This is a genomic window from Streptomyces sp. WZ.A104 (assembly GCF_002382885.1).
Taxonomy (GTDB): Bacteria; Actinomycetota; Actinomycetes; order Streptomycetales; family Streptomycetaceae; genus Streptomyces.
In genome coordinates this window covers 19,579-32,255 of record NZ_NWVL01000039.1, presented here as the reverse complement: position 1 = coordinate 32,255, position 12,677 = coordinate 19,579, and the positions used below count along the sequence as shown (strand labels likewise).

General features: G+C 73.2%; 11 protein-coding genes and 1 pseudogene. 9 read left to right on the top strand and 3 right to left on the bottom strand.

Annotated features, from left to right (window positions below; all coding sequences use genetic code 11):
- The first annotated feature begins 86 nt into the window (after positions 1–86).
- Genes CIB93_RS39455 through CIB93_RS21175 form a run of 4 tightly spaced genes read left to right on the top strand, consistent with a single transcriptional unit; the run spans position 87 to position 4,670 of the window.
- Positions 87–3,263, top strand: coding sequence for a BTAD domain-containing putative transcriptional regulator (locus CIB93_RS39455; RefSeq protein WP_096628926.1), 3,177 nt, complete (start codon positions 87–89; stop codon positions 3,261–3,263).
- 37 nt (positions 3,264–3,300) lie between these two features.
- Positions 3,301–3,711 carry a VOC family protein gene (locus CIB93_RS21185; protein WP_096628925.1) on the top strand — a complete coding sequence of 137 codons (411 nt, stop codon included), beginning with the start codon at positions 3,301–3,303 and terminating at the stop codon, positions 3,709–3,711.
- 48 nt (positions 3,712–3,759) lie between these two features.
- A complete protein-coding gene (locus CIB93_RS21180) occupies positions 3,760–4,227 on the top strand; it encodes a hypothetical protein (protein ID WP_096628924.1) in 468 nt (155 codons plus the stop codon).
- Between the two features lie 20 nt (positions 4,228–4,247).
- Positions 4,248–4,670: a TetR family transcriptional regulator C-terminal domain-containing protein gene (locus CIB93_RS21175; RefSeq protein WP_257002290.1), complete on the top strand. Its 423-nt coding sequence runs from the start codon at positions 4,248–4,250 to the stop codon at positions 4,668–4,670.
- Between the two features lie 31 nt (positions 4,671–4,701).
- Here the strand turns inward: CIB93_RS21175 and eno are convergent, their stop codons facing one another.
- Entirely contained in the window at positions 4,702–5,988 is a 1,287-nt protein-coding gene (gene eno, locus CIB93_RS21170; RefSeq protein WP_257002289.1) for a phosphopyruvate hydratase, read from the bottom strand.
- A 238-nt stretch (positions 5,989–6,226) separates the two neighbouring features.
- On the opposite strand from eno, the gene CIB93_RS21165 reads away from it, so the two are divergent.
- The 4 genes and pseudogenes from CIB93_RS21165 to CIB93_RS38020 all read left to right on the top strand — a co-directional run bounded on the left by CIB93_RS21165 (position 6,227) and on the right by CIB93_RS38020 (position 7,889).
- The gene (locus CIB93_RS21165) at positions 6,227–6,649 is read left to right on the top strand and encodes a MarR family winged helix-turn-helix transcriptional regulator (protein ID WP_096628921.1); all 423 of its coding nucleotides are present in this window, start codon (positions 6,227–6,229) and stop codon (positions 6,647–6,649) included.
- A gap of 91 nt (positions 6,650–6,740) precedes the next feature.
- Positions 6,741–7,250: a GNAT family N-acetyltransferase gene (locus CIB93_RS21160; protein ID WP_096628920.1), complete on the top strand. Its 510-nt coding sequence runs from the start codon at positions 6,741–6,743 to the stop codon at positions 7,248–7,250.
- A 118-nt stretch (positions 7,251–7,368) separates the two neighbouring features.
- Positions 7,369–7,446 (top strand): annotated as a pseudogene (locus CIB93_RS39635) (type II toxin-antitoxin system prevent-host-death family antitoxin); the annotation flags it as partial.
- 140 nt (positions 7,447–7,586) lie between these two features.
- The gene (locus CIB93_RS38020; protein WP_257002292.1) at positions 7,587–7,889 is read left to right on the top strand and encodes a VapC toxin family PIN domain ribonuclease; all 303 of its coding nucleotides are present in this window, start codon (positions 7,587–7,589) and stop codon (positions 7,887–7,889) included.
- A 36-nt stretch (positions 7,890–7,925) separates the two neighbouring features.
- Here the strand turns inward: CIB93_RS38020 and CIB93_RS21150 are convergent, their stop codons facing one another.
- Together CIB93_RS21150 and CIB93_RS21145 are read right to left on the bottom strand one after the other, a co-directional pair.
- Entirely contained in the window at positions 7,926–9,851 is a 1,926-nt protein-coding gene (locus CIB93_RS21150; protein WP_096628919.1) for a long-chain fatty acid--CoA ligase, read from the bottom strand.
- A 101-nt stretch (positions 9,852–9,952) separates the two neighbouring features.
- The gene (locus tag CIB93_RS21145) at positions 9,953–11,215 is read right to left on the bottom strand and encodes an acetyl-CoA C-acetyltransferase (protein WP_096628917.1); all 1,263 of its coding nucleotides are present in this window, start codon (positions 11,213–11,215) and stop codon (positions 9,953–9,955) included.
- Between the two features lie 126 nt (positions 11,216–11,341).
- Here CIB93_RS21145 and CIB93_RS21140 point away from each other — a divergent pair, with 126 nt between their 5' ends.
- A complete protein-coding gene (locus tag CIB93_RS21140; RefSeq protein ID WP_096628916.1) occupies positions 11,342–12,676 on the top strand; it encodes a 3-oxoacyl-ACP reductase in 1,335 nt (444 codons plus the stop codon).
- Position 12,677 lies beyond the last annotated feature (1 nt).

Here is a 12,677-nt window from a genome sequence, read left to right as displayed (position 1 = left end):
GACCGGCGCTGTCGGTCCGCTGTCGATCGGCTGTCGGCCCGTCCGCGGCCGGGAGAGGGCCTCCCGGCTCGGGCTACCTTTCAGCCATGCGTTTCTCCGTACTGGGCCCGCTCACCGTGACCACGTCGACCGGGGCCCCGGTGGCCGTCCCCGAGGCGAAGGTGCGGGCCCTGCTGTCGGTTCTCCTCCTCGACGCCGGTCGGGCGGTGCCGGCTGACCGGCTGGTGGACGCCCTGTGGGGAGACCTGTTGCCCCGCAACCCGGCCGGGGCGCTCCAGACGAAGGTGTCCCGGCTGCGCAGGGCGCTGGCCGAGGCCGAGCCGGGCGCCGAGGCCCTGGTGGAGTCCCGGCCGCCGGGCTATCTGCTCCGGGCGGGGGCGGCCGAGGTGGACGCCCTGGGGTTCACCGAGCGGACAGCGCGGGCGTATGCCACCGGGGAGCCCCGGGCGAAGGCGGAGCTGCTGACGGAGGCGCTGGCGCTGTGGCAAGGGGACGCCTTCGCGGACGCGGGAGACGGGGAGGCGGTGCGCGTGGCGGCGGACCGGCTGGAGGAGCAACGTCTCACCGCCGTGGAGGCGCTGGCCGAGGCGCGCATGTCCCTGGGCGAACACGGCGTTGTTGCGGATGAGCTGGGTGAGCTGACCGCCGCCCACCCGCTGCGGGAGCGCCTGCGCGCCGCGCACATCCGGGCGCTGTACGGGGCGGGTCGGCAGTCCGAGGCGCTGGCCGCTTACACCGAGTTGCGCGACCTGCTGACCGAGGAGCTGGGGGTGGACCCTGGGCCCGAACTGGTTGCCCTGCACCGGTCGGTGCTCCGGCACGATGTCTCGCTGGCGCCGGCTCAGCAGCCGCAGCCCGCTCCGCGCCACCCGGCGCCCCTGCCCGAGCCGCTCACCGAACTGATCGGCCGCGCGGATGCGGTGACCGCACTGACCGAACTCCTGGGACGCGAAAGGCTGGTGACGCTGACCGGCCCGGGCGGGGTCGGCAAGACCCGGCTGGCCGAGGAGGTGGGCCGCCGCATGGCCGGGGCCTCACCCGACGGCGTACGGATGGTTCCGCTGGCGGCGGCCGGAGAGGTGGAGGAGCAGATCGCCGCAGCGCTCGGCCTGCGGGAGGACGCGGGGGCGAGCCTGGAGGACGCGCTGCGTTCCCGCCGTTCGCTGCTCCTGCTGGACAACTGCGAGCACGTGGTGGACGCCGCCGCCGGCACCGTACGCCGCATACTGGCGGCGGCCCCGGGGCTGCGCATCCTCGCGACCAGCAGGGAGCCGCTGGGGCTGGCAGCCGAGTCGGTGTGGGTGGTGCCGCCGCTGTCGCAGACCGACGCGGAGTCGCTGTTCGCCCGGCGCGCGGCGGCCTCCGCGCCCGGGTTCACGGCCGCCGGGGAGAACGCGTCGGCGGTCGCGGAGATCTGCCGCCGCCTCGACCGGCTGCCGCTGGCCCTGGAACTGGCCGCCACCCGGGTGCGCGCCCTGGGCGTACGGGGGCTGGCCACGCGGCTGGACGACCGGTTCCGGCTGCTGGCGGGCGGCCGCCGGGACGTCCCGGGCCGCCACCGCACGCTGCGGGCGGTGATCGACTGGAGCTGGGAGCTGCTGGACGAGCAGGAGCGTACGGTCCTGCGCAGGCTGGCCGTCTTCGCCGACGGCTGCACGCTGGAGGCGGCCGAAGCGGTGTGCGGTGCGGACCTCGACGCCATGGAACCGCTGATCCGTCTGGTGGACCGCTCGCTGCTGACGGTGACGGACGGGCCCTCCGGCGACCCCCGCTACCGGCTGCCGGAGTCGGTGGCCGCCTATGCGCGGGAGCGCCTGGCGGAGGCGGGCGAGGTGACCGGCCACGAGAAGCTCCATCACGCTTACTGCACCGCCCTGTTGGAGCGGGCCGCGCAGGAGCTGCACGGCCCCGGACAGCGGGCGTGGCTGGAACGGCTTGACCAGGAGAGCGCCAACCTCCGCGCGGCACTCGCACGTTCGGTGGGGCGCGGGGACACCGAGGGCGCGCTGCGGCTGGCGCTCGCGGCAACCTGGTACTGGTTCCTGCGGGGCCGCTGGAGCGAGGCGCGGAGGGCGCTCGGAGCGGCGCTGGGCGGCCCGGTCGCGCCGGGCGACGCGGGGGCTGATCCGGGAGCCCGAGCGGCTCTCTGGCAGGAGGGCTTCGCGGTGCTGGCGGGGGAGCGCGGCACTCCTGGCCTGAACGGCGTCCCTGGACCCGAGGGCACCCCCGGCCTGGGCGGCACCCCCCGCCCAGGCAGCAGCCCCACTCTGGGAGCCTGGCCCTCAGCTTCCCCCCAACTGGCCCGCGCGACCTGGTTTCTGGCGCACGCGGCGCTCTCGACGGGCGAGGACCTGCCCCGGAGCGAGGCGTTGGTGAACCGGGCCCTGACGGGTGCCAGGGCGGCGGGCGACGCCTGGGGCGCGGCGGCGGGGCTGGTCACACGCTCCACGGCGGCGCTGTTCCGGGGCGACCTGGCAGGAGCGCGGCGGGACGCGGCGGAGTCCCACGCGACGTTCCGTGAACTGGGTGACGGGTGGGGCCAGTTGCAGAGCGGGTACGTCCTCGCCGCCCTGGCCTCGATCACCGGTGACTACGACCGGGCCGAGGAGCTGCACCGCAGCGGACTGGCGAGGGCCCAGCACCTGGACCTGTGGCCGGACGCCGCCGACCGCCTCACCGGGCTCGGCCGGGTCGCCCTGCTGACCGGGGACTTCGCGGAGGCCGCCGCGCTGCACGGGCGGGCGGTCGCGCTGTCCGCCGAGCACGGTTACGCGGCAGGCGAGGTGCACGCCGAGATCGGGCTCGCGCTCGGGGCCCGGCGCACGGGCGACGCCGATCTCGCCGAGAAGCTGCTCCACAAGACTCTGGCCTGGCACCGCGCGGTCTCCTTCGACCCCGGCCCGGCCCTGCTCCTGGCCGAGCTCGGTTTCCTCGCCGAGCAGCGGGGCGACGCGGAGGCAGCCCTGTCCCTGCACCACCAGGGGTTCGCCGTCGCCCGGGAGAGCGGCGACCCCCGGGCGGTCGCCCTGGCTCAGGAGGGACTGGCGGGGGCCCACGCCCTGGCGGGCGACCCAGTCCGGGCGGCCCGCCTGCTGGGTGCGGCACACAGGGCCCGCGCGGCAGCGGGGGCCCCGCTGCCCGAGGCCGAGCGGGGGGATGTGGACCGGGTGGGGGCGGCGGTGCGGGCGGCACTGGGCGCGGAGGGATTCACGCGGGAGTTCCTGGCGGACACCGATGACTTTCCGGCCGGAGGAGGGTCATGACCTGGCAGGACGCTTCACACGACCGAAGGAGCCCACCATGACGGCAGAGAACGTCACCCGGACCAGCACCGACGCCACCCGTCAGGACGGAATCACCGGTCTCGGGGTCATCATCGGAACCACGGACACCAACGCCCTGATCGCCTGGTACCGCGCCGCTCTGGAGCCGCTGGGCGCCCGCTGGGTGGAGCACATGCTGCTGGTCGGCCCCGGGGCGGTCATCGGCTTCGACCAGCGGGACGACGTCGCGGAGAAGGCCGCCGAACCGGGCCGGCAGCTGGTCAACCTCACCGTGCGGGACATCCGGGCGGCCGAGAAGCACCTCAACACCCTCGGGGTGACCTGGGTGCGCCCGGTCGAGGAGGTCGGCGGGGGCTGGTTCTTCTCGACGATCGTGGACCCGGTGGGCAACTACCTCCAGATCCTCCAGGGGCCCGAAGCGTCCTGAATCCCCCGTGCCCGATCGGGATGCCCACCAGGTTGACCGGGCCGCGGTGTGCTGTTCGCCGAGGACAAGCGTGGTGGGGCGATCGAGGACTGGGCGATGAACGGCTACGTCGTCTTCCTCACCCTCGTATCCGAGGTCCTCGCCTTCACAGCCGTCGGGCTGATCGCCCGCTGGGGCGTGGTGTTCCCAGGCTGGGTGCCGGGGCTGCGCGGGCGGCGGGTACCGACAGCCGCCGCGGTCGTCCCGGCCACGATCGGAGCGACGATCCTGACCCTGGTCTTCACGATCACCGCGACCGTCACCACGGTCACCCAGTCCAAGACCAACGGCGATCCGCTGCCGGCCGACTTCCCGAGCAAGGCCGGCGGCTGGGAGACCGTCTACTTCTACGCGTCCTACGCCCCTCTGGTCCCATGGGGCCCGATGCTCGGCATCCTGACGTACGCGTACTGGCGCCGGCGCAGGTCGGCGGCAACCGGGCCGCTGCTGCCGTCGGCAGTCAGCAGCACGAGGTAGGCGGCTGCCCCAAGGTCCCCGTGTCGACGGAACGTTCACCAGCGTCGCACGGCAGGCGAGGACCCGCGCCGACCGCCCCGGTCCGCCGCACGCGACCTGCTGGAGCTCGCGAACCGCCTCTCCGGGCTACGGCGGCCGCCCGCGCCCTGCGGGAAATCCGCGAGGCGTACCGGGTCGGCCTCCAGGGCCGGGCGGAGACCCTCGCGGGAGTCCGCTCACGCGTCGCCCGGGCCATCGGCTACGGCACGGCGTGCGGCGAGGTCGCCGAGGGCGTCGATGCCGCCGAACAGGCCCTGCGGATCGTCGCGTTCACCGAAGGGCTCGCCCTGCACACGCACATCGACCCCGACGGCACCCCGGAATCAGCCGTCCTCGCCGCCCTGGACGACCAGCTCGGCCGCGTATTCACCGGAACGTGCCGCCACCGCACCAGGGGCCGCTAGGGCTTTACGGCCCCTAGGGCACCGAGCGCCGTCAGGAGCGGGAGCGGCGCAGCACCGCTCCGCCCGCATAGCGTGCCGACGCGCCCAACTCCTCCTCGATCCTAATAAGTTGGTTGTACTTGGCCGTACGGTCGGAGCGGGACAGCGATCCGGTCTTGATCTGGCCGCAGCCTGTCGCGACCGCCAGGTCCGCGATGGTCGTGTCCTCCGTCTCCCCTGAGCGGTGCGACATGACGGCGGTCCAGCCCGCCCGGTGCGCGGTGGCGACCGTGTCGAGGGCTTCGGTCAGGGTGCCGATCTGGTTGACCTTGACCAGGACGGAGTTACCGACGCCGGTGCGGATGCCCTCGCGCAGCAGAGCCTCATCGGTGCAGAAGACGTCGTCGCCGGTGAGCTGGCAGCGGCCACCGACGAGGGCGGTGAGCTCCCGCCAGCCGTCGAGGTCGTCCTCGGCCATGGGGTCCTCGATGGAGACGACCGGGTACGTGTCGATGAGCTTGGTCAGGTACGCGGCGTGCTCGGAGGGGGTGCGGCGCACGCCCTCACCCTCGTAGACGTACGTACCGTCCCGGAAGAACTCCGACGAGGCGGGGTCCATCACCAGGCCGATGTCCGTGCCGGGCCGGTATCCGGTGCGGTCGATGGCCGCCATGACGAAGTCGAGCGCTTCCTCGGCCGTACGCAGCGCGGGCGCGAAGCCGCCCTCGTCGCCGACGCCCGTGGAGTGCCCGGCGGACAGCAGGTCGCGGCGGAGGGTGTGGAAGACCTCGGAACCCATGCGGACGGCTTCCGCGAAGCTCTCCGCGCCCACCGGGGCGATCATGAACTCCTGGAAGTCCAGCGGGTTGTCGGCGTGGGCGCCGCCGTTGACGATGTTCATCATCGGCAGCGGGAGCAGGCGGGCGTCGACACCGCCGAGGTAGCGGTAGAGGGGCTGGCGGTGGGCGGCCGCGGCGGCCTTGGCGGTGGCGAGGGAGACGCCGAGGAGCGCGTTGGCGCCCAGGCGGGACTTGTCCGCGGTGCCGTCGAGCGCGACGAGCGCGGCATCCAGGCCCGCCTGATCGTCGGCGTCGCGCCCCACGACCGCTGCCGCGATCTCACCGTTGACGTGGGCCACCGCGCGGTCGACGCCCTTGCCATGCCAGCGGGCGGGGTCCTCGTCGCGCAGTTCCACGGCCTCGCGTGCGCCGGTCGAGGCACCGGAGGGGACGGCGGCCCGGCCCAGGGACCCGTCGGCGAGGAGGACGTCGGCCTCGACCGTGGGATTGCCCCGGCTGTCGAGGACTCGGCGGGCGGTGACGGACCGGATGGCGGTCACGGACTGAGTGGCCGTCACTGACTGAACGGCGGTGGGGGACTGAATGGCGGTGGACTCGACTGCCCGGGAAACCATGGGAGGCCCTTCACGTTGAGGCGCGCCGCGACCCTGCTGCGACAACGCTGGCGCGTACCGCGACATCAACGACTCTACAGCAATGCTGTTCAGTTCCGCTGTTCAGTTTTGCTGTGCACAGACGGCGGGCGGCCCCGTCGGGCATCACCGGTTAAAGTGCCCTATGCCCAACCCGGAACCCGCCGCCGTCGCCGCGGAACTGCGCATCGCGATGGGCAAGCTCACGCGGCGCGTGAAGCACGAGGACCGGATCCCGCACGGCCAGGTCTCCGTGCTCGGCACCCTCGACCGCGACGGGGCCATGACCACCAGCGACCTCGCGGCGGACCAGCGCGTACGGCCCCAGTCCATGGCCCGTGCGGTCGGGCTGCTCGTGGACCAGGGCCTGGTGGTCCGCCGGGCGCACCCCACGGACGGCCGCAAGACCCTGGTCGACCTCTCCCCCGCCGGACGGACCGCGCTCGAAGCGGAACGCGGGCGCCGGGCCGGCTGGCTCGCCCAGGCCATCGAGGACGAGCTCACCGGCGAGGAGCGGGAGGTGCTGGCCCGCAGCGCCGCCCTGATGGAGCGGCTCGCCTCCCGCTGATCCACGCGGGATTGCCAGACACCCCCGGCACCGGCGCTCCCGCCGCGCCCCGCGCCACCCCTTGGCGTGAGCCGGTGACAGGGTGGGACCCATGCCCGTACCCACGTACAGCACGATGCCGTTCCACCTGGAAACCGAGCGGCTGCTACTGCGGCCGTGGGCCGATTCCGACGCGGCCGAGTTCGCCGCCCTCCTCTCCGAACGCGGCAAGGGAACACCCACGGTCGAGGAGACCCGGACGGACATCGCGAAGCTGCTCGCCGCGACCGTTTCCACCGGGATCGCCCTGCTGCCCGTCCAACGCCGCGACGAAGGCGACTTCATCGGCTACTGCGGGCTGATCATCGGCCGCTCCACCCTGGAGGAGCCGGAAATCGCCTACGAGCTGTTCCGGCACGCGCACGGGCGCGGCTACGCCACCGAGGCGGCCGCAGCGGTGCTCGATGCGGCCATCGCGACCGGCCGGAAGCGGCTGTGGTCGACCGTCGGCACCTGGAACACCCCGTCGCTCCGCGTCCTGGAGAAGCTCGGGTTCGAGCGGGATCGCGTCTCCACAGAAGAGAACGGCGACGTCTTCTGGCTCACCCGCTCGCTGCCGTAGTTCGGTCAGCAGTCCGGAATCACCACGCCGATGTCGTCGCGGGCCTCGTCGTCGCCCCAGCGGGGAAGGCCGTACGCGGAGACGCGGACCGCCGGCACCCGACCCTCCATGTAGCACCATGCACTACATGGAGACCACGGCCCGCGAGTTCAACCGGAGATCCTCACAGACCCTCGCCGCGGCAGCACGCGGCGAGACCATCACCGTCACCAAGAACGGCACCGCCGTCGCACGCGTCGTACCCATCACCGAGGACGGCATCCCCCTACCCCACCGACCCGATGGGCACCATGGACCTCCCCGACCTCGGCCTGCCCCCACCTCACCGACGAGGACCTGATCACCACCAGGGCAGGGTCCGGCAAGGCTCTGGCAGCAGCGCGGTTCATTGAACGCAACGTGGTCACCCGCCGCTTCGAGGTGCCCTCCGTCGGCGCACACCTGAGTGCGGCGATCGCCGTCGCGGAGGGCTACGTGGACGCGGACGGCGGCAAGCGCATCGGGCTGACAGACGCGATGAACGTTGCCCTGGCCGCCGCGTACCGGACCGAGGCCGTCTTCACGTCGGACCGCCACTTCCGTATGGTCCGGCCCCTCACCGGGCACAAGGCGTTCCGGTTGCTGCCCGAGGACCAGTGACGGGGGCACTCGCCACCAGGGCAGCCCCCTCCCCCCTCACCTCCGGTACAACTCCTCGATCTCCCCCGAGAAGTCCCGCGCGATGGCGTCCCGTTTCAGCTTCAGCGACGGCGTCAAGTGGCCGCTCTCCTCCGTGAAGTCCACGGGCAGGACCGCGAACTTGCGGATCGACTCCGCCCGCGAGACCAGGCGGTTGGCCTCGTCCACCGCGCGTTGCAGCGACGTGCGCAGGTCCTCGTCGTGGATCAGGTCGCGCATCGGGACGTCCTGCTTCTTCGTCATCTGGCGCCAGTGGTGGAGGCCGTCCGGCTCCAGGGTGATCAGGGCGGTGATGAACGAGCGGTTGTCGCCGACCACCATGCACTGGCCCACCAGGGGGTGGGCGCGCAGCCAGTCCTCCAGGGGTGCCGGGGTGACGTTCTTGCCGCCCGACGTGATGATGATGTCCTTCTTGCGGCCCGTGATCGTGAGGTAGCCGTCCTCGTCCAGGGCGCCCAGGTCGCCCGTGGGGAACCAGGCGTCGTCCAGGAGCGCTGGGGTCACCTCCGACCGTTCCGCGTCCCAGTAGCCCCGGAACACCTGGCCGCCCTTCAGGAGCACCTCGCCGTCGTCCGCGATGCGTACCGAGGTGCCGGGCAGCGGCCAGCCCACCGTACCCAGGCGGGGCTTGAGGGGTGGGGTGACCGTGTGGGCGGCGGTGGTCTCCGTGAGGCCGTACCCCTCGAAGACGCCGATGCCCGCGCCCTCGTAGAACGCGGCCAGCCGCCGGCCCAGCGGGGAGCCGCCGCAGATCACGTACCGGACCTTGCCGCCAAGTGCCGCCCGGATGCGGCGGTAGACCAGCGGGTCATACAGGGCGCGGGCGGCGCGCAGGCCGAAGCCCGGCCCCGGGCCCGTGCCGTGTTCGGCGGCCTCGACCGCCTCGCCGTAGCGCCGGGCGATGCGGGCCGCACGGTCGAACGACGACGCCCGGCCCATCTTCTCCGCCGTCGCTCTCCCCGTGTTGTAGACCTTCTCCAGTACGTACGGGATGGCGAGGAGGAACGTCGGGCGGAAGCCCGCGAGGTCCGCCAGGAGGTCTTCCGTCCGGATCGAGGGGGCGTGGCCGAGGCGGACCCTCGCCCTCATGCAGCCGATCGCCACCATCCGGCCGAACACGTGCGAGAGGGGGAGGAAGAGGAGCGTGGAGGCGGGGTCCTTCGATACCGACTTGAAGACCGGGTGCAGGAGTTCGATCGCGTTGTCGACCTCGGCGAAGAAGTTGCCGTGCGTGATGACACAGCCCTTCGGGCGGCCCGTCGTGCCCGAGGTGTAGATGAGGGTGGCCGGGGTCTCCGGTGCCAGGGCCGTCCTGCGGGCCGTGACCGCCTCGTCCGGGATGTCCTTGCCCCGGGACTTCAGGTGGCCGATCGCCCCCGTGTCGAACTGCCACAGGTGCGCCAGATCGCCCAGCTGCTTGCGTTCCTGGCTGATCAGGCGGCCCTGTTCCGTCGTCTCCACCGCGCACGCCACCGCGCCCGAGTTCTGGAGTATCCAGCGGGTCTGGAAGGCGGAGGAGGTGGGGTAGATGGGGACCGTCACCAGGCCCGCCGCCCAGGACGCGAAGTCGAGGAGCGTCCACTCGTACGCCGTCCGGGCCATGATCGCCACCCGCTCGCCCGCCCGCAGCCCCTCCGCCATCAGGCCCTTCGCGACCGCCAGCACCTCGGCCGCGAACTCGGCCGCCGTCACGTCCCGCCAGACGCCCTCGTCGTCCTTGCGGCTGAGGACCGGGTCCGACGGGGCCTCCCGGGCGTTGTCGAACGGGATCTCGGCCAGCGAGCCGCGCTCCACGGCCGGTGCGAACTTCGGTACGGAGACCTCCTGGACCCTGCCGTCGGGGCCGCGCCTCTTCGTCGGTTCGACCAGGACGGGCGGCGATACATCAGGGGCGGTTGCGGCGGATGAAGGTGGCGTTGACACGTGCGGCTCCTCGGTTCGGGGGGTCGGGCGGGTCGGTTCGCCGGGTCGTCCGTCCGGCAGTAGAAGCGGAAGAGGCGGAAGAGGCGGAAGAAGGACGCGGATCACGGGCGTTCCAGGATCGCCGTCACCCCCTGCCCGCCCGCCGCGCAGATCGAGATCAGGCCCCGTCCCGGGCCGTCCCGTTCCGCCAGGAGTTTCGCCAGCGTCGCCACGATCCTGGCGCCCGTCGCGGCGAAGGGGTGACCGGTGGCCAGGGAGGAACCGGCCGCGTTCAGGCGGGTGCGGTCCACCGGGGTCAGGCCCTGCTTCTCCCAGGCGGCGAGGGTGGCCAGCACCTGGGAGGCGAACGCCTCGTGGACCTCGACCAGGTCGAAGTCCTCCATCGTCAGCCCGGCCCGCTCCAGCAGGCGCGGCACCGCGTACGCCGGGGCCATGAGGAGCCCGTCCTCGCCGTCCACGTAGTCCACCGCCGCCGTCTCGTACAGGGAGAGGTACGCCAGCGGCTCCAGGCCCCGTTCCCGGGCCCAGTCCTCGGTGGCCAGCAGGACGGTCGCCGCCCCGTCTGTCAGGGGGGTCGAATTGCCCGCCGTCATGGTGGGGTTGGGGACGGACACCCCGAACACCGGCTTCAGGCTTGCCAGTTTCTCGACCGTTGATCCCGGGCGCAGGTTCTGGTCGCGTTCCAGGCCCCGGTACGGGACCACCAGGTCGTCCAGGAAGCCCCGCTCGTACGCCGCCGCCAGGCGCTGGTGGCTCGTGGCGGCCAGCAGGTCCTGGTCCTCCCGGCTCACCGCCCAGCGGCGCGCGGTGAGCGCCGCGTGCTCGCCCATCGACAGTCCGGTGCGCGGTTCGGCGTTGCGCGGGATGTCGGGGAGGAGGTGGCGCGGGCGTACGGCGGCCAGGGCCTTGAGGCGGGCGCCGGTCGACTTCGCGCGGCGCGCGGCCAGCAGGATGCGGCGCAGTTCGTCGTTGACGCCCAGGGGTGCGTCGCTGGTCGTGTCGGAGCCGCCCGCGATCGCCGAGTCGGCGGCCCCGAGCGCGATCGTATTGGCGGCGGCGATCACCGCCTGGAGGCCCGTGCCGCAGGCCTGCTGGATGTCGTACGCGGGGGTGCGGGGGTCGAGCGCGGAGCCGAGGACGGTCTCCCGCGCCAGGTTGAAGTCCCGGCTGTGCTTGAGGACCGCGCCCGCCACGAACGCCCCGATCCGGGCCCCGGCCAGCCCGTACCGCTCCACCAGGCCGTCGAGCGCGGCCGTCAGCAGGTCCTGGTTGGAGGCGGTCGCGTACGGGCCGTCCGAGCGCGCGAACGGGGTGCGGCTGCCGCCGATCACCGCCACGCGGCGCGGCTGCGGGAGAGGCGTCATCACCGTGACCAGCTCGCCCCGGTCGGCCTCGTCCCGGACAGTCCAGGGAAGTTCATCTCGACCAGCTCCTGACTCTTCAGTAACCTTACTCAGGAGTAAATCTACGACCCACTGGGAGTCAGGACAATGGCCGATCGCTATCTGCACCTCACCGGCACAGCACCCGGCCGCTTCCTCACCCGTCGGCTCGGCCTGCCGCAGCCCGCACCGCTGCGCCGCTGGAGCCTGGAGACGCCCCGGCTGGACGGGCCGCTGCTGCATCTGACCGCCGGGTCCTCGTCGATCACGGACGAACTGGCGAAGGCGCTGGCCGCGACCGGGCTGACCGTCGACCCGCAGGCGGCCCGGCCCGGCGGGATCGTCCTGGACGCCACCGGGGTCGGCGCCGTCGCGGACCTGGCCCAGGTGCACGCCGCCCTCCACCCCGTCGTACGGTCGCAGGCTCCCGGTGGCCGGATCGTCGTCCTCGGCAGCCGGCCGTCCTCCGAGGACCACCATCAGGCCGCTGCCCAGCAGGCGTTGGAGGGTTTCGTCCGGTCTCTGGGCAAGGAGGCCGGACGCGGCACCACCGCGCAGCTCCTGCGGCTGGCGGCCGACGGGACCCCCGAAGCCCTCGTGTCCGCCGCCGAGTCCACCCTCCGCTTCCTCCTCTCCCCCCGGTCCGCGTACGTGAGCGGCCAGGTGATCGAGCTGACCGCCGCCACCCCCGGCCCCACCCCCGACCCGGCCGCTCCCCTCACCGGCCGGACCGCCCTGGTCACCGGGGCCGCCCGGGGCATCGGCGCGTCCGTCGCCTCCGTGCTGGCCCGCGACGGGGCGCACGTCGTCGTGCTGGACGTCCCCCAGGCCCAGGACGACCTCGTACGCACCGCCGACCGCCTCGGGGCCACCGCGCTGCCGCTGGACATCACCGCGCCCGACGCCGCCGCCCGTATCACCGCCGCCGCACCAAACGGGCTCGACGTCCTCGTCCACAACGCGGGCATCACCCGCGACCGCCGCCTCGCCAACATGCCGGCCGACCGGTGGGCCCAGGTCATCGAGGTCAACCTCGGCAGCGTCCTGCGCACCACCGACGAGCTCCTGACCTCGGGCGCCCTGAACCGGGGCGGCCGCATCGTCGCCACCGCCTCCATCGCGGGCATCGCGGGCAACTACGGCCAGACCAACTACGCGGCCGCCAAGGCCGGGATCATCGGTCTCGTCCGCTCGCTCGGGCCGCGCGCCGCCGCCGAGCACGGCGTCACGGTCAACGCGGTGGCCCCCGGCTTCATCGAGACGAGGATGACCGCCGCCGTCCCGTTGCTCATCCGCGAGGCGGGCCGCCGGATGAACTCCCTCTCCCAGGGCGGCCTTCCGGTCGACGTCGCCGAAGCCGTCGCCTGGTTCGCCCAGCCCGGCTCCGGCGCGGTCAACGGCCAAGTGCTGCGCGTCTGCGGCCAGAGCCTGCTGGGGGCGTGAG